This window comes from Companilactobacillus nodensis DSM 19682 = JCM 14932 = NBRC 107160, assembly GCF_000615905.1.
Classification (GTDB): domain Bacteria; phylum Bacillota; class Bacilli; order Lactobacillales; family Lactobacillaceae; genus Companilactobacillus; species Companilactobacillus nodensis.
The window spans coordinates 39,267-62,153 of sequence record NZ_BAMN01000011.1; the positions used below are offsets into that span (position 1 = coordinate 39,267).

Here is a 22,887-nt window from a genome sequence, read left to right on the forward strand (position 1 = left end):
TTTGAATGCAATATAGTTCAGGTGATAAAGAAATTTTTGATTTAATTGGTAAAGAAGAAGATCGTCAAAATCGTAATATCGAATTGATTGCTTCTGAAAATATCGTTTCTGACAATGTTAGAAAGGCTCAAGGTTCCGTCTTAACTAACAAGTATGCCGAAGGTTATCCTGGCAAACGTTACTACGGTGGTTGTGAATATATCGACCAAATCGAGACACTTGCTATCGAACGTGCCAAAAAACTATTTAACGCAGAATACGTTAATGTTCAACCACATTCTGGTTCACAAGCTAACGCTGCTGCCTATCAAGCTGTTCTAAAACCTGGTGACTCAGTTCTTGGTATGGATCTTAATGCTGGTGGACATTTGACTCACGGTTCAAAAGTCAACTTCTCAGGTAAGATGTATCAATTCCATTCATATGGTGTTAATGCTGATGGCTTCATTGATTACGATGATGTTCAAAAAATTGCCGAAGAAGTTAAGCCTAAGTTAATCGTCGCCGGTGCTTCAGCATACAGTCGCATTATCGACTTCAATCGATTCAAACAAATTGCTGAATCCGTTGATGCATTATTGATGGTCGACATGGCTCATATCGCTGGCCTAGTTGCTGTTGGTCTACACCCTACTCCAGTTGGTGTAGCTGACATCGTTACAACTACTACCCACAAAACACTTAGAGGTCCTCGTGGTGGTATGATCATCGCCAAAAAAGAGCTTGGCAAGAAAATCAATTCTGCCATCTTCCCTGGAACACAAGGTGGACCACTAGAACACGTTATTGCTGCTAAGGCCGTTGCTTTTGGTGAAGACTTGCAACCACAATTCAAAGACTATATGGAGCAAGTTGTTAAAAATGCTGCCACAATGGCAAAAGTAATCAACGACTCCGAAGACTTATCAGTCCTAACTGGTGGTACAGACAATCACCTGCTAAATGTTGTTCTTACTGGCACAGATATGAATGGTATGGAAGTCCAAGACTTACTTGATACAATTCACATCACATCTAACAAGGAAGCCATTCCTAATGATCCATTGCCACCTAAGTACACATCAGGTCTTCGTTTAGGAACACCTGCTATTACTTCACGTGGATTCAATGAAGAAGATTGTGCTGAAGTTGCACAGATCATCGTTGAAGCTATCAAGTATCATAATGATGCTGATAAGCTCAAGGAATTGGATGCACGCACTAAGGCACTTACTGACAAACATCCTATTAAATAAAAATTAAATTTTTCCACAAAAAAGGGGCAAAACTCAAAATGAGTTTTGTCCTTAATTTTTATCCTAATTTAGCATCCGAATCATTATCTTCTGCTTGTTTAGCTTTTTCTTTACGTTCATATCTACTAAACATCAATATTGCGATTACACCGAAGACAACTGGTCCAATAATAGTCCAGAAGGCATCCATGTATGCATGCTCAATGATTGGTTGTACCAACGTGAAGACGACTGCTAGAGCAAGAACAACGAAGACAACAATTGAAACTGTCCACATCGCTGTCTTGTTCTTAAAGAAGACATATGGTTTTTCGATTTTATCATTCCGGTTAAAGAATGGATATGCTCCAACTAAGAATAGATATGGAATAGTTGTAGAAACGTTAGCCATCAACGTCAAAACATTATATAGTTCCTTGGCATTTCTACCACCGAAAGCAATTAAAACAACCATAATACCAACAACTGCGGCTTGAATCCACATTGCGTTAGCTGGCATACCATGTTTGTTCAACTTAGTAACTTTTTCAGGCCAGAAGTCCTTAGGTGTACCTAAGATAAATGACTTCAATGGTGAATATGCTAGAACGAAGAATGCTCCCATGTACAAGACGAACATATCAAAACCAGTAAATCTAGCTAGCCATTGACCAGTCGTAATTGCGGCTGCATGGCTCCAACCGATGCTGTCAGCGAATTGGTAACCTAAGTTACTCATCATAACGTAGGTAATATTACCCAAGTAACATTTGACTTACCTAAAATTTGGTTCCAGTTAGTACTAATACCCCACATAAGAATTGTTAGTGAGTATGTAATAGCAATAACAACAGCTGAAATCAAAATACCACGCGGGAAGTCACGCTTAGGGTTCTTCATACTATCAGTAACGGCACCCATTGATTCCATACCACCATATGCGAAGATTGCATAAACGATGAATGAAACCATTCCGATTGGTGAAGCAAAGGCAGGGTTAGCTGAGTGAATAAATGTGTTCATACCTGTAATAGGTTCAGCTGTGTGGAATCCTGTCGTGAATAATAAGATCAAACTCAAAATGAAAAAAATACCATTTAGAGCAATTGTCATAATACCACCAAAGTTTGAAACTTTGGAAATCTTATCCATTCCCATACTTGAGAAGGCTGTGACAAAGATGATCCATAAAAGTCCTAAAATACCAATAACTTGTGTTCCACTTAGTCCCAACACGCCCCAAGATTGAGTTGTATCATGACCTGCGAAGGCTGTTGACAGTGGAATCCACACCTTTGTTGAAGTGGAGACCAACCATACTTCCCAAGAAGCTAGCCAGATAAATGTACCGGTAAAGGCAATCTTTGGTCCTACGGCTCCTTCGATCCAAGAATAGATACCACCTTTAGCTTCGTTAAAGGCAGAACCATATTCGGCCATCATAAATCCTGCTGGCAGGAAGAAGAATACAGCCGCAAATACGTACCAAATAATACTTGCTAATCCCATCTGTTCATAAGCAACAGTTGTGTTAGCGAATCCGAAAATCGCCGAGAAAATCATCATTATTAAACCAAATAACGTAATGGTTTTCTTGGTCGAATTACCATCATCCATTTTTATAATCCCCTTATTTTTATTTCAAAGTTCAAATATTATAAATTCATATCTGTCTTAAAGTTCAGAGGCGAAAAATTAGTCGAGTCCGTAATTAACTGTGCAATTAATTCTTTGTATGCATCCATTGATGTCTTAGCCATCTTAAATGATGCGTCAGTTAAAAATTCAGGTAATTCCTCAGAGTCTTTGCTCAAGGCTTTCATATCAAAGTCACGTAACATGTTACGAAGAGTGATATTAATATCTTTTTGTTTTGCTTGGTAATCCTTGCCAAGCTCTTTGTAATGACCATCTAACAAAACACCAGCCAACTTGTATGTCCAATAAGCTGACTTGCTATCGTATGGTAATTCACCGATCTTGTAGTCTTCTGGAGTATCTGTCATAACCATATAGAATGGAACATAGATACTTTGTGAAGCTACACCCATAGCGAGCCATTGAACACAAGCAACTTCAGGGTCCATATCTTGACGAATCTGCAATACATGTGATTCTTGCGTCTTTGCCAAACTGATTGGACGATAACGTTTGTTGTTTGCGCCATTGTTTAATGGATCAAACTCAGTCTTTTGATAATGTGATGCTAGATAATCTTGGGCATCGTCGACACTTAGTAATCGATTTGCCTTTTTAACGAATGATAGTTCTTCACTCTCAGGGCTTTCGTCAGTTGCACCTGAGAACTGTTGCTGACCCCACCAAACACGTGGAGTACTATAGATTTCATCCGAAAGATCGTGAGTTCCAAAAATATTTCTAAAATTAAATCCCTTTGGATCTGGATTCAAACTATTATCGTTCACAAATTCTTGTAGATCATTTCTAAATAAGAAATTATCTGCGTCGTTAAAGTCAACTTCTTGAATTGCTAATTGATTGGCAACAACTGCATAACTGTCGTCGGGAATTCGTTGTGCAACCCAATAGTGACCTGAACCACTTTCAAAATACCAGACTTCATCCTTATCGGAGAATAGTACACCGTTTGTTTCGCATGTTCCATGCTCTTCGATAATTTTACCAAGACGCAAAACACCTTCCCGAGCTGTTTTCACATATGGCAAAACGACAGTGATCATTGCTTCTTCACCAATACCATTTTCATCAAGCGGATCAACTCCTAAGACACGTTGGTTGGAATAAGCACTTTCTGTAGCGCTCATACCTACTCCATATTCGTTGAAACCATCTTCCTCAAATAAGCCTTCTTTGAAAGTCCATTCAGGAGTAGCTGAATATTTAAAGCGAGTTTTGGGTAGATCCATTGAAAAATCATTAGCTTGAGAAACAAACTTTTGGTCATCGTCGAACTCTTTGTGTTCATGAATCACAAAATGCTTAGGCCATGAGGCCTGTGAATCCTCGTTTCTTCCGATAATAGTTGAGCCATCGATCGTGGCCTTTTTACCTATTAATATACTTGTACAAGCTGAAAGAGAACTCTTGTTATATTCTAATGACATTTAATCTCACCTTACTTAAATTTTACTGCGGTCCCGTAAGCAGCAACTGTTTCCATATCGGCACTTATCGAATCTGAATCGAATCTCATCATCACTACGGCATCAGCTCCCATCTTTACAGCATTATCACGTAAACGCTCAATCGCTATATCACGAGCTTCAGAAAGTAGTTCAGTGTAAGCCTTGATCTCACCACCAACGATGTTCTTCAAGCCAGCACCAATGTTTCTGACTACATTCTTCGATTGAGTTGTTAATCCAAACACCTCACCGATGATCTCGTATTCTTTCCCTGGAATACGTTCAGTTGTAGTTACTAATATCTCGCTACTATCCATATATTCACCTCACAAATATTTTTTATCACTCCCATAATAAGGATAACACAAGAATCATTATTAAATACCATTATTAACCAAATTTTTCACATATTTTCACTTGACTTTGCTTCAGTTTTTTATTAATATTTTATTGTTAATCATTAAGCGTTAATGGGCAATCGCCAAACGGTAAGGCAGCGGACTCTGAATCCGCAATTTGTAGGTTCGAACCCTACTTGCCCAATGGATACAGCAATTTAAGGGACGTTATTAGTATTTCTACTAGTAACGTCCCTTTTTATTACGTTTATCAATATATCTTATTCTTCCATTGTAGAAATCAATTATATTTAAAAATTTATATGGTATAGTCCGTTAAAAATTTACTTAGATATTTTAATATCTTTCAATTGTCTAATTTCAATCATGATAATACAATATATATAATTACATTCATCAAACAAGGGAATGAACACCATGAAAAAAGTTTTTAAATGGTTAATCGGCATCGCCGTAACAATTATAGTTCTGATCAGTGCTGCGTTTTTAATTGCTAAGCAAGTGGAATATGAACCATCCAAAACAGCTGAAGAAGCGGCTGACAACAGCACCTTTGTCGATGATACTTACAAGTTTCAAGGTGATGTTAGTAAACCAGTTATAATTTTTTATCCAGGTGCCTTGGTCAATCCTAAGAGTTACAGCATTTGGGCCTCTACCCTAGCAAAAATGGCTACACTGTCTACATTGCTAAGTTCCCATTGAATCTAGCTGTCGTGGACGCTAACGCAGCCAAGAGAGTCCAGAGCAATCATTCCTACATAATTGGTGGTCATTCACTTGGAGGCACCATGGCAGCCCGTTATGCGGCAAAGAATACAAAGGAACTTCGTGGTGTCTTCTTCTTAGCAAGTTACCCTGAGAAAAAGGGAGACCTCAGAAATGTTAAGGAACCAGTTCTTTCAATTACTGGAAGTAATGATGGTGTTCTGAACAAAACCAATTATAAAAAGGCAAAAAAGTTACTACCAAAATCAACCGATTACGTAGAAATAAATGGTGGTAATCACGCAGGGTTCGGTAGTTATGGCAAGCAAAAAGGTGACAATAAGGCTGAAATCAGCAATGCTGATCAGCAAAGAGTTATCGCAGATATCCTTATACATTGGCTGAATGGTCAAGTAAACTAAAAAAAATCGTCGAAATTAAATTTCGGCGATTTTTTATATTCTACTTAATTAAAGCAACTTTACCAAAGACATGATTGTTCTCATAGTAATCTTGCGCATCCTTAACGCCTTTAGCATTAAGTGGAAAAATCTTTTGAACATGCAACTTGATTTTCTTTCCAGCAACCAATTCAACAACCTTACTCAATGGATTATCGAATTTACCACTAAGATACATAGCATGAACATTATATTCGTCAGCCAACTCTTCATTTGGTGATTCCACCAGCGAAACCAAACGTCCACCGGACTTCAATACTTCAAAACTATGCTTATAAGTATCGTGACCAACAGTGTCGATAACCAAATCAAGATTAGATAATTCTTCCTCAAATTTTTCAGTATGATAATCCAAAACTCGGTCAGCACCTAATTTCTTTAGATCATCTATATTGCGAGGGCTAGCGGTTGTATACACTGTTGCTCCAGCGTTCTTAGCTAATTGAATTGCCATTGAACCGACACCACCAGCACCACCATGATCAAAACTTTTTCACCAGGCACCAATTGACCTAGGTCAAACAATGAATTATAGGCCGGAATCGCCGTCATTGGTAAAACTGCAGCTATTTCCACAGCCATATTATCAGGAATCTTGGCGGCTTTACTCTGACCAAGTATTGCATAATCAGCGTATGCACCGAATCCTTTGACACCAACCATTCCACAGACTATATCACCTATGTCAAATTGATCTACAGCCGAACCTTTAGCAACTATTTCACCAACAACATCAGTTCCGGTGATAGCTGGCATATTCAATGAAAAGTCATCTTTAAATACACCTTTACGTACTGATATATCAAACGGTGCAACTGAACTTCCAGCAACTTTTAACAATAATTGCTTAGGCTTCAGTTCTGGCACCTCAACCAAAGCATCATGAAATTCATTACTATCCCCATAATTATCAATTACAACGGCATTAGCTTGCATGCGACAACATCCCTTCTAATTTTTTGCTTGTTCAGGAACAGCCTGCTTATGAAAACGAACCAACATACTTACCACAATTATCAATGAAATTATAATCAAAAACAGTCCCGTCAACATAATATTTCGATAACCGGTATACAGGATTTTACGCATAGCTGGCACTAAGTTCTGTGGCAACTGCTTAGCTTTACTAGCATCACCTAGATGATTGAGCATTCGCATCGTGATCGTATGGTGAGAGTTTGCAACTCCACGCATCAGAGCATGGTTGAGAATTACACCATATACTGATGACATCAAAGTTTGGCTAAGGATTCTCAACAAATACGCCAGCGAAGTAGCTGTTGGAATATCTCGTTGTTCCGCATCTGTCTGAACATTAACTTGTAAAATATTAAAAATCGTTCCGACTCCGAAACCTTCGAAGCCTCCTGCAGTTAACAATAACCAAAAAGGAGTTTGTTGTCCAAATATAAGAATAGTCATAAAAGAAATAAATATAGCAATGGTACCGACGGTCACAATTAAATACTTACTAAACTTAGTCTGCAAGAACGACACAGATTCAGAACCAATAATATTAGTGGCAGCACCAGGGATCTGTGTCATACCACCCATCAAGGCACTCAATCCTAAGATTCCTTGTGCCCACATTAGAATATAAGTTATGAACGCAACAAATGATCCCCAGATAATCACAAATAAAACAAAATCAATTACTAAATCTTTGTTAGTTAATAATCGACTGGGAACAATTGGATCTTCAGCTTTGCTATCAACCTTGATCATCCAAGCAATTAAGATGGCTCCGACTATCAATAATCCCACAACGACCCAAATAGACGAAACACCGACCATTTGAATACCCGTCAAAATAGCAACTAATCCTACGACTAATAAAGTGGCTCCTAAATAATCGACAGACTTACCTTTAGCACCAGGCTTAGAATCTTTATAAAAAATAATTAGAATCGTTACTGACAATAACGCTACCGGTACATTCAAATAAAAGACCCAGCGCCAAGTCAGTGCATCAACAATCCAACCACCGATCAGCGGTCCAATAATCGAAGCGGTGCTAAAAAACGCAGTTGCTAATCCAATCATCTGCGAGCGTTTACGCAAATTAGGATAAATTTGTGCAAAAACAATAAATGGAATGGTGTTCATACCACCGCCACCAATACCCATCACTGTTCTGGCAATAATAAACCACTGAATGTTAGGTGCTATTCCTTGAAAAATTGCACCAAGTGAAAATAATATTGTTGAATAAATATATGCCTTTTTATTCCCACGATGCTCACCAAACTTACTCCAAAGCGGTGTTGAGACTGCAACCCTAATAGAAATGTTGCAACGATCCAACCCATATAGGCCAATCCGTGTAAGTCGCCTGTTATCGCTGGCAAAGCTGTATTGACAATTGTTGCATCCATACCAGTCATAATATTCGATAACAACAAAGCGATAGTTACCATTGTCCGTTTTTGTGATTCGTTCACATCTTATTCCCCCAATAAATAAAAAAATACTTATACACTCAATTAAACAGCTAATTCTCTGAAAAAGTAAGCCTTAAGAATTTTGTTTTCAGAAAAAAATAAAAAGACTATCATTTTAGTTGATAATCTTTTCCATGTTATACCAAACTTCATTGCCGTGTTCAGAACCCGCTATTCCTTGATTGATATAGCCATTTTTCTCATAAAAGGGAATTCTATCTTTCAAACAGGTCAAAGCAATACTGGTTCTGTGTGCTTTACGAGCGTTGCTTTCGAACTTCGTAAGTAACTTACTTCCAATGCCTTGACCACGATAATCAGGATCAATGGCAATCGTGAAAATCAATTGATGCCCACCATCAAACAAATTATCGGGTGTAACATCAAACATTTCATCCTCAATAAATCTCTGTTTAACTGCAGGACCGACGACAAAACCAATAACCTTGCCGTCATCTTGAACAGTCAAAAATGTTTCGTGTAATTTATTGATTCGATCACGATATGCTTCTTCACTGCCGGCTTCAGCTTCATTGAAACCTAAATGTTCTAATTTCATAATCTCAGGTAAATCGTCAATTGTCGCAAGTGCAAACTTCATAGATGAATTCCTTTCAAAAAAAACAATTATATTCATATATAATAACGCAAAATAAAAACACTACCGAATTTATTCCAGTAGTGTCTGTGTTAAATGTACTTCTTCCATTTGATTCTTCTTAACCAAGTTTGTTGAGCAGAAAAATCAATAAACTTCTTACTCTTAAAATATTCCCCATCTTTGGTTAAGTAATAAGAATTGGCAGAATCTCTCAAATACATCTTAATAATTTTACTCATTTGCTTTTTAGGTTGTGACTCAACGATTGGCACTGCAATTTCTACACGACGATCAAGATTTCTCGTCATGAGGTCGGCTGAAGAAATCCAAGTTTCGGTACTTCCATTACCATATGTAAAACTATAGATTCGACTGTGCTCTAACAATTCGCCGACAATACTCTTCACGACGATATCTTCCTTTTCACCACAAATCCCCAATTTCAGTGAACAAGGTCCTCTGACAATAAGTCTAAAGGGCAATCCCAATCTAGCTGCACGATAAATACCATTGATAACATCCACATCAGTCAATCCATTGACTTTCATGAAAACTTCGGCTTTACCGTCACGCAAGTAATCTTGAGTGGATTTTTTGATTTTTCTCAAAATCATTCTCTTCAAGTCATTAGGAGACGTAACTAATAGTTCAAAGCCAGTATTACCTTTGCCCTCCAATTCCTCGAAGAATTTGACAGCATCATTAACATAACGTTGATTATGTGTATAAAAACTAATATCAGAAAATACCTTGGCAGTAACAGCATTATAATTACCAGTTCCGATTTGGACATATCCCTTGGACTTACCTTGACGCACCAAGCAAATCTTGGCATGAACCTTATTCAAACGGTCACCATAATAAACCTTGCATCCTGCTTGTTTCAATTCTTCAGCGACATCCAAATTATGATCTTCATCAAATCTGGCTCTTAATTCTACTACCGTCTTAACTTCAATTCCCTTTGCTGCAGCCTCTTTCAACAATTTTACGACCTGAGAGTTTTTTTCGGTCCGATAAATGGTCATCTGAATCGCCGTAGTCCGAGAATCATTAACCGCTGTCCTTAAGAAATTCAAAAAGACATCAAAAGAATCATAAGGATACTGAACCAGGAGTGATTTTCTATTCAAATATTCAAAAATATTCTGACTAGGTTTCCACTCTAATCCTTGGAACGAAGGAAAAATCAATTTACTCTGATTCTTATAACGTTTGAATAATTTGTCTAGGAATTTCAGATCCAACGGACCCGGAATCGCGTAGACACTCTTCTTACTCAAACCAAACAGCCCGGCAAAGAAACTTCTCCCCTTATGTTCAGGACTGTAGAACTCAACACGAGTAATCTTTCGAGGACCACGATTGTTGACATAATCAGTCATCTTCTCCAAATATTCTGAATCACCCATGTTTGGATCTAAGAAATCATACTTCTTGTTCTTGTCATAAGTCACACGATATACATAGACCTGTTCAATATCTAGCCCCGTTGTGATGTCAGCCATATTGGCATAGATCAAATCTCCAAGCATGACGAACGTGTTAGGAATCCCCGTTTCAATAATACGATTCATATCATTAGGCACTGGAATCGTATAATTCTTGTCCTTACCGCACAACAAAAAGTTCAAATTACTCATGGTTTTTTGTTCAGGTAAAAATTCATGTATCTTCAATTTGTCAGCAATCTCACGTTTGAAGAAGTCATTAACATGGTTTTTTTCAGAAAACTCCAAGTCTTCATATCTCCGAATTTCAAAGATACCTTTTTCTCTTAATTCTTCCAATACCAAAGCCAAAGCCTGATATTGTTTAGTAATATTGCGTGAATTGAATTCGTATATAATACTCAACAATTCCATCCCATTGAAACCAGTCCGTTTATCGACACGATTCTTATTGATCATCGTTTGCACATTATGCAATCTTACTCCAAAAAACTCGTCTAAGTTATTAGATGCAATTGACAGGAATCGCAACTTTTCTAACGAAGGTACTTTTTTGTTATAAGCTTGATCGATAACTCGATTGTCGAACAGCAACCAGCTCAAATCCCTATTATAATATTTATTTTCCATTTGCTAGTTCCTCTTTAAATGAATCGTAGTCGTACATCACTTGTTTTGTATAACTGTTGACAAAGTTCATCAATGAATTATCAAAGTCCTTAAATTCCTCACCAAATCCGATAATCAATGGATAATTTGGAGAATGCGAATGCGCTCTGGCTAATAATATCGTACAAACTCGTACGTAATCTTCAAACGATTCATAATCTAATTTATCCAAATTTATAGAAGTTTTCATATCCTTGAATTGACGCATATAGAAGCTGTATTTCTTTGTGTCAAAGGCCCCCAGGAACGGATCTGAAGCACTTTGCAAAATTAACTGACTATCAACGATATTTTGACCTTGACTGAGCTTTTTGTCAGTATACAATTCGTCATTATTATAAATTGGTAAAGCTTGCTTTGCTTGAAGAACCAAATAGTTTTTATCCAGATCTTGCAACAAGATCAGATAACACAAAGTTCCAACACTACCTACACCGACACTGTGTCGAACTACATCGATAATGTCGAAATCTTCGAGGAATAGTCTAACATCACTACGTTGGTGTTTCTTATACTTTTTGTATCCTTCGACTAATGTATCGAAGTCAACTTTACTAATATGTTGAGTGACCGGCTTGTTTTCGATAAATCTACGTTCTCCACGATCGTTGATTTCCGTATATTTCTCGATAACAAGTTTAGAATTACTTTTTTGAGCTTTTTTGATACTTTTGGTTATTAATTTCTCAAAAGATTGTTGAAAATATTCTTCATTATCCTTTAACTCACCAAAAATCTCAGTAATATTCTGCAAAGTGTTCGGCAAAATAAATCTCTTCATTTCAGAGATTTTTGTCATATGTTTCAAAGTATCAAAATATGTATGAATGACCGATAACAAAAACTCCTGGATATCTGATTCATCAAACCCATGATCCCTTGCCACCAACAGAGCGCTGACTAAGAATCGTTTCAAATCATATTCCCAATAACTCAAATGAGCTTCATCGAAGTCATTCATATCAAACAATAGTTGACCTTCAGATGAGCCATAAAAACCAAAGTTACCTAAGTGAGCATCCCCACCGATCAGAACTTTGATACCGCTACTAGGATGATTAGATAGATCATAGTGCATTACATCCGCAGTTCCTCGAAAATACGCAAACAGCGATTTCGACATTCGTTCACGTTTCACGTCTATTAATTCTGGAACCAATAATTTATTTTTTATATTTAAAATTTTATGAATATTTCGTTTAACTGGTTCAAATTTATCAAAATCATCAGGAACCATGGTTGCAAAGTATCGACCCTTAATAATTAATTGCTCGGTACTTTTGAACGCATCAGTATCCTGGAAAGTATAAGGTGTAGGATTTGTCATCGTTTCATCTCCTTAGAAGTAATTATACAATAGCTGGTCCAGATAATTATCAGTAATTGCACGCTTAATTCAAGGATCATATAAAAATTTACTTAAAACTGCCTTTAATTTTTCCATACTATAAATAAATTACGTGACAAACAAAAAAATCGACGAAATTTGTCGATTTTTTTGTTAAATATCAGATGTGCGAACGTACATTCGATTATGTTATAATTAACGATAAAGACATCTCAATAAAGGAGCAAGATATCATGAATATTTCGCTATTAAAAGAAGTCACAAAAACCACCAACAAGATGGCACTCAGTTTGTCGGTCGATAACATGGCAAATGTAAAAATCGTTAACTTTGTTTGGTTCGAAGATCAACCAAACACTCTATTCTTTTCATCTGTTAAAGGTACTGTCGGCACTGCAGAATACGACAAAGCTCAAAGTGTTGCTTTCATCAGTATTCCCAACAGTGATATGATCGGCAATCCTTACATTCGTTCACAAAATGTTTCAATTCAGCATTCAGATAAAACTATGAAAGAATTACTTACAAAATATCTTGAAACGGTCCCTAATTATCAAAAAGTCTGGGACTTGATCGGTTCTAAGCTTCAGGTATTCGAACTGCAACTCGATGATGTTTATATTGATCCCGGCTTAGACCGTGAAAAAATAACGTTAAAATTCTAGTATTATGAATTAAGGAGGAACTTATGAAACAAGAATCATTGTTTGCATCCGCAAACGAGCAAAACACTCCTCTCGCAAATCGTATTAGACCTAATAGCCTAGATGAATTTGTTGGCCAACAACAATTGATTAGCAAAGGAAAAATCCTTCGTGAAATAATTGACGAAGATAAATTATCATCAATTATCCTTTGGGGTCCGCCCGGTGTCGGTAAAACTACTTTAGCGCATATTATTGCTGAAAAAACAAAATCCAATTTTATTACCTTTAGCGCCGTTACCAGTGGTATCAAAGAAATTCGCAAAATTATGGAAGAAGCCGAAATGAACCGTGAAATTGGTCAACGGACAATTGTTTTCATTGATGAAATTCATCGTTTCAATAAGGCTCAACAAGATGCTTTTTTGCCATTCGTTGAAAAAGGCAGCATTATTTTGATTGGTGCTACAACTGAGAATCCATCATTTGAAATCAACTCTGCCCTACTTTCAAGATGCAAAGTTTTCATCCTTAAGTCATTGACTAAGGAAGACATTGTACAGTTACTGCATAATTCTTTGAACAATAAGAATGCCTTCCCCAAATTAACAGTAAAAATTGATGACGAAAGTCTTGAGATCATTGCTGAATTTGCTAATGGCGACGCCAGAGCAGCGCTCAATACTTTGGAAATGGCTGTCTTAAATGGTGAAAAAGAAGCTGATACTGTCACCATCAACACCAAAACTTTAAGTGAGACTATTAATACCAAGTCACTTCGCTACGACAAAAAGGGTGAAGAACACTACAATATTATTTCAGCACTCCACAAATCAATGCGTAATAGTGATGTTGATTCAGCCATCTATTGGTTGCATCGTATGATGGACGGTGGCGAAGATCCGCTATACATAGCCAGACGATTAGTTCGCTTTGCCAGCGAAGATATCGGACTAGCTGACACCCGTGCTCTTTCACTTGCAGTCGATGTCTTTCAGGCATGTCAATTCATTGGAATGCCTGAATGCAATGTCCACTTAACGGAAGCAGTGATCTACTTGTCATTAGCTCCTAAGTCGAACGCCGTCTACGAAGCTCATCTAAACGTCGAAAAAGACATTAAAGAATTCGGCAACTTGCCGGTCCCATTACAAATACGCAATGCTCCTACTAGTTTGATGAAAGACTTGGATTATGGGAAAAATTATCAATACGCACACGATTCTGCTGATAAGATTACAACCATGAAAACCAATCCACCCGAAATTGCTGGACATGAGTATTACGAACCAACAGAACAAGGTAATGAAAAACGTTTTAAGCAACGTTTTGAATACATTAAAGAATGGCATCAAAACCACGATAAATAAAAACAGCCTGATCTGTAAGGATCAAGCTGTTTTTGTTTATCTCTAAAATATATCAAATATTCCTAGTATCTTAATAAAGATCATCGCCAACACCATACTGAATATGGCATGAACCATAAATAAAACCGAGAAACTAGTAAATTGTAATAAGTAATTATCTAATGTATCCATCTTGCCCAAAATAATAAAAATATTTCCAATGACAAACTGCACAACTACCCAAGGCAAAATACCCTTGTTGACGGTTTGGAAATCAGCATCACTCAAATCATATCCTGTACTGGCGATCATAATGGTCAATATCAAATAAAGAAGAATCATTGACCAAGTTCCATTCACAAATGATGTCTTCAAATTATTCAAAACTAATTCAGTAATTCCACTAATAGTTATCGTTGAATCTGAACCGATACTAGTAAAGTTTATTTGTGCATTTAATAAGTATTTCTGTAAAAAGTATAAAACTAATGAACACATATAATATGGAGCAATTCCAATAAAAAAATTACCCAAGCGTTGATAAATATTACGTTCATTCCAAGAATGACTAACCGAACCTAATTCACCGGAATTCTTATAATGAAAATTAAGTAATTGTACCTTCGTGACTCGATGTCCAAAGACAAAGGCAAAGATAGCGTGACCCAATTCATGAATCACGACGCCCAACCCACCAACGACTAATTGACTATTGTTTCCCAGATTATTGACCAACATGCCTTTGGCAGCATGACCGATCCAAGATACGACTCTAGCCGTAACATATGGTACAACCGTAAAAGTTATCACTATTTCTAAAATCCACTTCAAGTAGCTATCCAAAAAAATTCTCCTTTACGATGCAGATTTTAATTAATTATATCATTACTTATATTCAAAGCATGTTCACATAATAAATCAATTTGTTTCAGAATAAATTCTGACTTTTCACGTAATTTAAGTTATAGTACAAAAAGCAACTTATAAAAAAGGATTAAACCACGAAAAAAATCATAGTACTATTCACAACCCTCCTTCTGACAACTACTTGTCTTCCTGTTCAGACTGTCTCTGCCAAAACCAATCAAGTGAACACTCACAAAATCAGTAAACATTGGAAAAAATCTGACACTCCAATTAAATTTCCAATCCTAATGTATCATTCAATTGCGGCCACTGGCAATTCACTGAATGTTCCAATCGAACAATTCGAAGAAGAAATTTCTTACTTGAAGTCACATCATTATTATTTTCTTAGTCCGCATGAGGCTTATGCCGTTTTGAAAACTAACAAAAAGCCACGTAAAAATATTGTTTGGATAACCTTAGATGATGGATATAAAAATAATTTTGATGCATTAAAGAATCTTTATAAGAACTACCACGCTAAAGCAACTGTCTTCGATATTATCAATGGACAAAATGGAGCAAGCTTCTTAAGTACCTATCAGCTCAAACATCTCAAGAATAGTCACATTGCCATTCAAAATCACACCTTCCACCATATGGATCTAGATAAAATGACGGAGCAAAAACAATCTTCAGAAATGATAACCGGTAAGGATAACTTAGATACACTCTTACACCAAAACACCATCGCTGTGGCGTATCCTGCTGGACACTACAACCAATTCACACCACGACTCGCTGCAAAGTCTGGCCACAAACTAGCTGTCACTACCAACGAAGGTTTAGCACATAAAGATACTGGATTGCTCAGTCTTAACCGTGTTCGTGTTAACAAAGGTATCAGTCTTGAAGAATTTGGACAAATCATTATTAATGGTTAATATCATAAGCATATAACTAGAGTAATAATTCATATCATGGCATAGTATAGATAGATACAAAGAGGCATTTGTATCTACCCCCGTACCAACCTATTACTCAACTAGAAAGAGTCCCTATCCCAATACTGGTAGGAACTTTTTCAACTTAGTAGAGGTGATGCCATGCGTGCACCGAGGAGAAGATATCAGTTACCAATGTTTTTCTTAATTATTGCTTTGATTCTCCCTTTTGTAGGATTTGAACACACAACTAAACAAGCTATCAGGAAAAAATCCTGATAGCTTGTTTTATTATTTACGCCAAAATGTCTCACAATCTTTTTTATCCTCAATATTAAATTCAATTATCTCTCTTAACAAATCATAATTAATATCCTGATCGAATTTAATTCGAAACATCTTAGTTCCATGAGTGTAATCAGCTTTTTCAATCTTAGTTACGAACAGATCCATGCTCTTACCCTCAGGAGCGACCGAAATATGTTTAGTTGCTACACTGAAACCAATAATAAATGTTCCATGATCGGTAAACATAGGTTGTTTCCATGCAAAACGTTTTTGTAACTCAGGAAAAGTTTGCTGAACCCAATCAATTATTTCAATCATTCGTGCACGATGTGATTCATCCTCAATATTAGTTAAAAAATCCTCAAATACATCCATAGTGATTTCTCCATATACTAAAATTTTCTTTAGTATAGCAGATTCTTAATTTGCATCATACGCTTCTTGATATAATTGGATAAGTTCCTCTTTGGTTGCCTTACGAGGGTTGGAGAATGCATTTCCATCCTTCAGAGCATTCTCCGCCATCATTGGAAAGTCTTCGATTTTTGCACCAATTTCTTTGATACTCTTAGGAATACCAACATCAATTGCCATTTGCTTCATAGCTTTGATCGATAATTCTGCTGCATCACGTGTTGATAAACCATCAGTATTTTCACCCATGATTTTTGCCAATTTAGCAAATCTTTCAGGGCAAGCAATCAAATTAAACTTCTCAACATATGGTAGTAATAACGCACAACAAACACCGTGTGGTGCATCGTACTGTCCGCCAAGCTGATGAGCCATAGCATGAACATAGCCTAAATCTGCATTATTGAACGCCATTCCGGCAAGCATCTCTGCTTCTACCATCTTAGTTCTGGCTTCAATATTATGACCATTAGCTACAACTTCACGTAGACTCTCTTCAATCAATTGAATTGCCTTCTCACATTGACTATCAGTAATATCGTTGCGATTGATCGATACGTAAGGTTCAATTGCTTGGACAAAGGCATCCATCCCTGTAGCAGCGGTCATACCACGAGGGACGTCCAGCATCAGCATTGGATCATTGAATGACACTAACGGAATATTACGCCATGAAACAACTACAAACTTCAAATGTGTTTCAGTGTTAGTGATAACACAATGACGAGTTAATTCTGAACCAGTTCCGGCGGTTGTGTTCACTGCCATTAGTGGTGGCAACGGATTATCAAGTGTCTCGATCCCGGCCAACTCAGTGATATCATCACCGTTTGTTAAAATAATACCCGTACCCTTACCAGTATCATGTGCTGAACCACCGCCGACAGTGATAATACTATCGCAACCTTTTTCGATATAAAGCTTCTTAGCTGCTTGAATATTTCTTACTTTGGGATTCGGTTCAACTCCATCATATAAAACGAAATCTATACCGGCTGTTCGTAGCGACTTGGCTGTTTGTTCATAAGGTCCATTTGGTAACTTTTCTAAAAATGTATCAGTAACAACCAATGGACGTTTCATATTTAATATTTTTGCACGTTCACCAATCTTTTCAATGACACCTGGTCCAAAGAAGTTAACACTTGGCATTAAAAAATCAAAGTTTCTCATAATTTCATAACCTTTCAATGAATCTTTTGATGTTTTTAATAATATCATTTGTGTAAGCGGTTTTATATATAATGCTTAAAAATTGAAAAATAATGCCAACAAAGTGATAATCGGCTTTTTAGCAGCTTTTACAGCAACGTACCGGTTGCTTAAACACAATTAAATTAACAGTATCTATTTACTAACTATTGATTTAAAATTTAGTTAATTATAGGGGGATATTATGATAGATACATCTACGATTTACAAACAAAGAAACAGTTACCATCCAATTATTCATTACATTTTTTATTCACAAATATTGATCAATGTTATTTTAGTTTGGGCGCATTTCTTCACGACTAAGCAAACGCTGTTCGCACCAATTGCCATGACTATTTTGAACTTTGGTGGTGGTGTAGTCGAAAGACGAAAATATGACATCTCAATAATTAACGTTTATTTTCAAGCAATTTTTCAATTGATCAGTAATTACATCAGTTTTAATTACTTTATTTTGTTGACGCAGGATTTCCTTCCATGGAATTCATTTATCGGCATCACAGTAACAATTATCGTTTTTCTTTTAATGTATATCCCGACCGCCATTATTATTTGGTCACACATTTCCGGTAACTTAAGCAAACTTTTAATGTCATTTTTATTATTGATAACCATCATACCTTCATTTGAGTTTGTTATTTCTCAAACAATTATCGCCAAGAATGCGACTGCTAATACAATATCAAATAGTGGATTCGTTGACGCCATCGCCTTCTTTGTCCTAGCGCTAATAATTATGCACAACTGGAACTTTGAATTCCCCGGATACAAAATAGCCAATAAAACTAAGCCGTGGATACTTATAGCATTAATGATCATTTGTATCTGGTTCCTACTTCAAAATTCATTTGGTGCTGGTAAAAACTTTTTCAGTAGTTTTTATTTATTTGACTTCTCTGGCATACATTTCACTGTCAAATATGTCTTATCCGGATTAAAGGCTGGTATAGCTGAGGAAACAGCCTTTAGATACATCTTCCTCACAATATTATTAATTATTTTGGATAGATTCAGATACAAAATATTTTATTCAGCACTCATCAGTAGTTTTTTATTTGGCCTAATTCATTTAACTAATGTATCCGCTGGACAAGACCTACCAAACACACTTATTCAAGTACTTGCCGCATTCGGAATCGGCATGTTATTCAGCTCTATATACTTATACACTGGACTATTTATTTGGCCAGTAATCATGCATTCATTGATCGATATCTTCTCCTTCAGCCAACAAGGAATGTTGATGACGGGCAAAGTTACCACAGACTACATAATCGGTATGATCATAATAGTTTTATTTTACTTACTGGTTTCTTTCTATCTACTACGTCAAACATACTTACGTGAACAAAATTCATGGTTCTACTAAAATAACTCAACCGCTTTGGTTGAGTTATTTTTTATTCGTCATTAGAAGTGACATCATCGACACCATCAACGATTTGATAGACAAATACATAATCGTATTCAGTCGGCATAACGAAAACTGGTACTTCTTCTGATAATGAAATATAAGTATGTCTCCTCTTGCTGAAAAATGCCAGCGCCATGAAGAATATTGTTGTGAGTGAAATCATTAGACTGAGTTTCTGAATCAAAGTATTCTCATATTGAATTTTGACAGTACCATTACCCGTCAACTTGATATCAGTTAAACCTGATTTAGAAATTTCGGGAACAGTGGATCGTCCGGTTCCATAAACTTCAGTTTGATATCCTTTGTAATATATCAACGGTAATTCGATTTTTGCTGTCTTGCCATATGTATTGAAATTAAACGCAATGTACTGGCGATTGATTGTTGATCCATCAATGGAAACCATCGAACGATTGTAATCCAGCATTCTATCCTTATGTTCCAAAACTTCAGGATAACTGACTTCACTCGGTAAATATTCGTGTCCAGCTCCAATATAGAAGCTGTCAATCTTATTAAAGGCAGCGTAACTTTCTAACTTGTCCGGCGACTCATTGACTGTCTGTTGTCCCAATCCAACAGTCACTAGTGATATAACAGCTATGAAACTGTATGCAAAATATTTATTACGAAAAATATTCATATCATCATTAACCAATAAATAAGCCACAATCAAGGAAATCACTGAGAAGAATCTCCACGGAAATTGAATCATTGCAAGTATTGAATGACTAAATATCCTCCAAGGAAATAGATTAGTAGATCCCACCAACAACAGTACCGCGATGAAAGTCAAATCCAAATTCTTGCGATGAAATAAATTATAAATTGTGTAACCAAGCAACCCGATAAAAATTACTGCCCCAACATTCACAGTATTGGCACTAAATACTTGATTTGTCATGGAATTATAAATCAGTTGTTTCAATGGCAAAATTTCATTAGTAATATTGATCAGCGGATCAGTCGTCAATGCATACTTCTGACCTTGCATCTGTTCTAAAATTGGCAGATACACGCCGGCACTGACTCCCAATGTTAATCCAGCTGCCTTAATAATGGCCAGGATACGTTGCTTATTCCAAAACGTTCTAATATTCAGAATAACGAACATGACTGAAAATAGAACCATTATGAAAAGTGAAATAGTATGCGAACAAGTGATTCCGATCATCGCAAATGCCAACACATACCATTGCTTAACATTACCGTGTTTCAAATTAATTAATTCTGACAATACTAATGGGAAAAACATCATCCCCATTAATTCACCCAAGTCCTGACGACTAAAAAGTGTCTGGAGCCTATACGCATTGAATGAATAAATAAATGTAAAAAGTAATGCCTTTTGTGGTGAAAAGCTCAATCTCTTACCAGAAATATAGCCGATCCACAAAGTTATAAAGTTGATCATTACTAATGTGAACAAATATGAAACTGTCGGTGTTGCTCCAGCAATTCTTAACAATGCTGCCGGGTATAGAAAAATATCAGGATAGAACAAACTAGATGCATATCCATATCCACCAATAAAATGTCCATCCACTTTTGGCCAAAAGTTTAGATGTTTGATTGAACTAGCAAGCGTCTCGATTCGATCAAGATGATAATGAAAATCGCCTGTCGCAAAAATATAACCAAAATGCCAATCGATCAAACCAATCATGACGATGCTGACTAACAGAAACAATAATAAAATTAGATAATTCTTTCTGATTAACTTTTTCATAATAATTCCATACCTTGGTATTTATCCATTTTGAATGAATTCTAGCTATTTAATTACCAATAATCCAATAATTTGATATGAGACTATTTGTGCAAAGTGGATGCAATGACTGGTGTATTAGTATATTGGCTGAAATTATTGTACGATATGTATTTCATATAAAAATATCCAATACCCAAACAATCATCTAGGTATTGGATCTTATTTAATTACTCAATAACAACCTTCAAATCAACAATCTTGCCATCATCATCGAATTGATAATAATCGAATCCGTGTAAAGAAAACAGTGTATCATCACTCTTTAATCCCGCAACTACCCACTCTGTTTTGTAATCGTCATTGATACTTCTAGTCTCAAAAATATGTTTTAACTGTTTATTGCGACCGAAGAATGACCTAAAAAAATCAGAGATCTCGTTTTTATTCTTGGCAGTTTCATTAATACCAGACTTGATACTTGCACTTTCACTAAATAGATCAATAATCTCATTCAGTGAATCTACATCACACGAAGCAAAATCAGAAAATTTAAAATATCTTTGAATTGTATTTAAATTTGTAGCCACATCAGCCATAATAATTTTCTCCAGTCGACAATTATTTACATAATTGTACATCTGAATTAATCGCTTAACAGATAAGCATACAACTTGTAAATGACCATAATAATAACCTATGCAAATTTAATATTGTTATTTATCATTAATATTCGTGCTATCCTATTACATAAGATAAATATTTAAAAAGAGGTCTCACAATGAATCCCACAATTGAAAATATGCTCCAACATGTTTCCGTTAGAAGCTTTACAGATCAACCCATTACACCAGAACAAAAAGAATCACTAATTGCTGCCGCCCAACACGGTTCAACGACTGAATTCGTTCAGGCCTTCTCAATTATTGAAATCACTGATCAAACATTACGTAATAAATTATCAGATATTACTATTAGTTCTCCTCACGTTAAAAAGGCCGATACATTCTATGTTTTCGTCGCAGACTTACACCGTCAGGCAAACATCTTACGAGCAAATAAACAGAGCTTGGATAGTATCAAAAATATGGAGGCACTTCTACTATCCACAATTGATACAACGATTGCCGCTCAAAACATGGCTGTTGCTGCTGAATCAATGGGATTAGGTATCTGTTATATTGGCAGTCTAAGAAATAACATTGCACAGGTAGCTAAGTTATTAAAATTACCAGACTTTACTATCCCTCTATTCGGTATGACTGTCGGCGTTCCAAGCACTAAGAATCAGTTGAAGCCTCGTATGGCACCGTCAAATCAAGTCGCAACTAATTCGTATAATGAAGATCAATTCAATGATTTATCAGAATATGATCAAGTTGTAAAAGACTATTATGTTAATCGCAAAAGTAATCCAGCCGATACATCTTGGACTGATAAGAATTTAGCAATTTTTAAAGAAGTCCACCGTGCTGATGTCGCTGCCTTTTTAAGAAAACAAGGATTCTCTTTGGATTAAATTTTGTACGGCCATAATATATTAATTAACGAACAAAATGGATTCGACACAAATCTTAATGATTTGGTTGAATCCATTTTTTTATAAAGATAACAGTCGTTGACATAAGCTTTCTAATTATCCGAAATTAATTCAACGTTATTTGTGAAATTCAACAGTACTAAAATTATAATTATTCAGCGAC

20 protein-coding genes, 1 tRNA gene and 2 pseudogenes are annotated in these 22,887 nt (G+C 36.2%); 9 read left to right on the top strand and 14 right to left on the bottom strand.

Features of this window, described 5'->3' with window-relative positions:
• Positions 1–5 precede the first annotated feature (5 nt).
• A complete protein-coding gene (gene glyA / locus JCM14932_RS08940; RefSeq protein ID WP_025024578.1) occupies positions 6–1,235 on the top strand; it encodes a serine hydroxymethyltransferase in 1,230 nt (409 codons plus the stop codon).
• A 58-nt stretch (positions 1,236–1,293) separates the two neighbouring features.
• Here the strand turns inward: glyA and yjeM are convergent.
• The 3 genes and pseudogenes from yjeM to JCM14932_RS08955 all read right to left on the bottom strand — a co-directional run bounded on the left by yjeM (position 1,294) and on the right by JCM14932_RS08955 (position 4,638).
• Positions 1,294–2,831: pseudogene (yjeM, locus tag JCM14932_RS15120) on the bottom strand (glutamate/gamma-aminobutyrate family transporter YjeM).
• A 38-nt stretch (positions 2,832–2,869) separates the two neighbouring features.
• Entirely contained in the window at positions 2,870–4,300 is a 1,431-nt protein-coding gene (locus JCM14932_RS08950; RefSeq protein ID WP_025024579.1) for a C69 family dipeptidase, read from the bottom strand.
• A gap of 11 nt (positions 4,301–4,311) precedes the next feature.
• Entirely contained in the window at positions 4,312–4,638 is a 327-nt protein-coding gene (locus tag JCM14932_RS08955; protein ID WP_025024580.1) for a heavy metal-binding domain-containing protein, read from the bottom strand.
• Between the two features lie 154 nt (positions 4,639–4,792).
• Between JCM14932_RS08955 and JCM14932_RS08960 the strand changes: the two genes are divergently transcribed.
• The 3 genes from JCM14932_RS08960 (at position 4,793) to JCM14932_RS17655 (ending at position 5,810) form a co-directional block, all read left to right on the top strand.
• Positions 4,793–4,864 (top strand) — tRNA-Gln (locus JCM14932_RS08960).
• Positions 4,865–5,097: 233 nt separating this feature from the next.
• Entirely contained in the window at positions 5,098–5,385 is a 288-nt protein-coding gene (locus tag JCM14932_RS17650; protein WP_338043321.1) for a hypothetical protein, read from the top strand.
• Positions 5,386–5,396: 11 nt separating this feature from the next.
• Positions 5,397–5,810: an alpha/beta family hydrolase gene (locus JCM14932_RS17655; RefSeq protein WP_338043323.1), complete on the top strand. Its 414-nt coding sequence runs from the start codon at positions 5,397–5,399 to the stop codon at positions 5,808–5,810.
• A gap of 40 nt (positions 5,811–5,850) precedes the next feature.
• On the opposite strand, the gene JCM14932_RS16350 is transcribed toward JCM14932_RS17655, so the two are convergent.
• The 6 genes and pseudogenes from JCM14932_RS16350 to JCM14932_RS08990 form a co-directional block, all read right to left on the bottom strand.
• Complete coding sequence (locus JCM14932_RS16350; RefSeq protein WP_081776138.1) at positions 5,851–6,303, bottom strand: zinc-binding dehydrogenase; 453 nt, start codon at positions 6,301–6,303, stop codon at positions 5,851–5,853.
• The gene (locus JCM14932_RS16355) at positions 6,288–6,785 is read right to left on the bottom strand and encodes an alcohol dehydrogenase catalytic domain-containing protein (RefSeq protein ID WP_081776139.1); all 498 of its coding nucleotides are present in this window, start codon (positions 6,783–6,785) and stop codon (positions 6,288–6,290) included. Before JCM14932_RS16355 ends, JCM14932_RS16350 begins: the two co-directional genes overlap by 16 nt.
• Before the next feature lie 15 nt (positions 6,786–6,800).
• Positions 6,801–8,290 (bottom strand): annotated as a pseudogene (locus tag JCM14932_RS15135) (MFS transporter).
• A gap of 115 nt (positions 8,291–8,405) precedes the next feature.
• Positions 8,406–8,891, bottom strand: coding sequence for a GNAT family N-acetyltransferase (locus JCM14932_RS08980; protein WP_025024581.1), 486 nt, complete (start codon positions 8,889–8,891; stop codon positions 8,406–8,408).
• 89 nt (positions 8,892–8,980) lie between these two features.
• Positions 8,981–10,972 carry a polyphosphate kinase 1 gene (ppk1, locus tag JCM14932_RS08985; RefSeq protein WP_025024582.1) on the bottom strand — a complete coding sequence of 664 codons (1,992 nt, stop codon included), beginning with the start codon at positions 10,970–10,972 and terminating at the stop codon, positions 8,981–8,983.
• A complete protein-coding gene (locus JCM14932_RS08990) occupies positions 10,962–12,338 on the bottom strand; it encodes a DUF2252 domain-containing protein (RefSeq protein WP_025024583.1) in 1,377 nt (458 codons plus the stop codon). Before JCM14932_RS08990 ends, ppk1 begins: the two co-directional genes overlap by 11 nt.
• 254 nt (positions 12,339–12,592) lie before the next feature.
• Here JCM14932_RS08990 and JCM14932_RS08995 point away from each other — a divergent pair, with 254 nt between their 5' ends.
• A complete protein-coding gene (locus JCM14932_RS08995) occupies positions 12,593–13,024 on the top strand; it encodes a hypothetical protein (RefSeq protein ID WP_025024584.1) in 432 nt (143 codons plus the stop codon).
• 23 nt (positions 13,025–13,047) lie between these two features.
• A complete protein-coding gene (locus tag JCM14932_RS09000; RefSeq protein WP_025024585.1) occupies positions 13,048–14,373 on the top strand; it encodes a replication-associated recombination protein A in 1,326 nt (441 codons plus the stop codon).
• A 42-nt stretch (positions 14,374–14,415) separates the two neighbouring features.
• Here the strand turns inward: JCM14932_RS09000 and JCM14932_RS09005 are convergent, their stop codons facing one another.
• A complete protein-coding gene (locus tag JCM14932_RS09005; RefSeq protein ID WP_025024586.1) occupies positions 14,416–15,195 on the bottom strand; it encodes a membrane protein in 780 nt (259 codons plus the stop codon).
• Positions 15,196–15,440: 245 nt separating this feature from the next.
• Here JCM14932_RS09005 and JCM14932_RS09010 point away from each other — a divergent pair, with 245 nt between their 5' ends.
• Positions 15,441–16,142: a polysaccharide deacetylase family protein gene (locus tag JCM14932_RS09010; RefSeq protein ID WP_025024587.1), complete on the top strand. Its 702-nt coding sequence runs from the start codon at positions 15,441–15,443 to the stop codon at positions 16,140–16,142.
• Between the two features lie 291 nt (positions 16,143–16,433).
• Here JCM14932_RS09010 and JCM14932_RS09015 read toward each other — a convergent pair whose 3' ends face one another.
• Together JCM14932_RS09015 and JCM14932_RS09020 are read right to left on the bottom strand one after the other, a co-directional pair.
• On the bottom strand, positions 16,434–16,805 hold the full coding sequence (locus tag JCM14932_RS09015) for an iron chaperone (protein ID WP_025024588.1): 372 nt from the start codon (positions 16,803–16,805) through the stop codon (positions 16,434–16,436).
• 45 nt (positions 16,806–16,850) lie between these two features.
• Positions 16,851–18,017: an iron-containing alcohol dehydrogenase gene (locus JCM14932_RS09020; RefSeq protein WP_034543044.1), complete on the bottom strand. Its 1,167-nt coding sequence runs from the start codon at positions 18,015–18,017 to the stop codon at positions 16,851–16,853.
• A 223-nt stretch (positions 18,018–18,240) separates the two neighbouring features.
• Between JCM14932_RS09020 and JCM14932_RS09025 the strand changes: the two genes are divergently transcribed.
• Positions 18,241–19,428 carry a CPBP family intramembrane glutamic endopeptidase gene (locus JCM14932_RS09025; protein WP_025024590.1) on the top strand — a complete coding sequence of 396 codons (1,188 nt, stop codon included), beginning with the start codon at positions 18,241–18,243 and terminating at the stop codon, positions 19,426–19,428.
• A 31-nt stretch (positions 19,429–19,459) separates the two neighbouring features.
• Here the strand turns inward: JCM14932_RS09025 and JCM14932_RS09030 are convergent, their stop codons facing one another.
• Both JCM14932_RS09030 and JCM14932_RS09035 read right to left on the bottom strand, forming a co-directional pair.
• Positions 19,460–21,205, bottom strand: a complete 1,746-nt coding sequence (locus tag JCM14932_RS09030) for a putative glycosyltransferase family protein (protein WP_025024591.1) — start codon at positions 21,203–21,205, stop codon at positions 19,460–19,462.
• A gap of 209 nt (positions 21,206–21,414) precedes the next feature.
• Positions 21,415–21,783: a nuclear transport factor 2 family protein gene (locus JCM14932_RS09035; protein ID WP_025024592.1), complete on the bottom strand. Its 369-nt coding sequence runs from the start codon at positions 21,781–21,783 to the stop codon at positions 21,415–21,417.
• A gap of 182 nt (positions 21,784–21,965) precedes the next feature.
• Here JCM14932_RS09035 and nfsA point away from each other — a divergent pair, with 182 nt between their 5' ends.
• A complete protein-coding gene (gene nfsA, locus JCM14932_RS09040; RefSeq protein ID WP_025024593.1) occupies positions 21,966–22,703 on the top strand; it encodes an oxygen-insensitive NADPH nitroreductase in 738 nt (245 codons plus the stop codon).
• Positions 22,704–22,887: the final 184 nt, after the last annotated feature.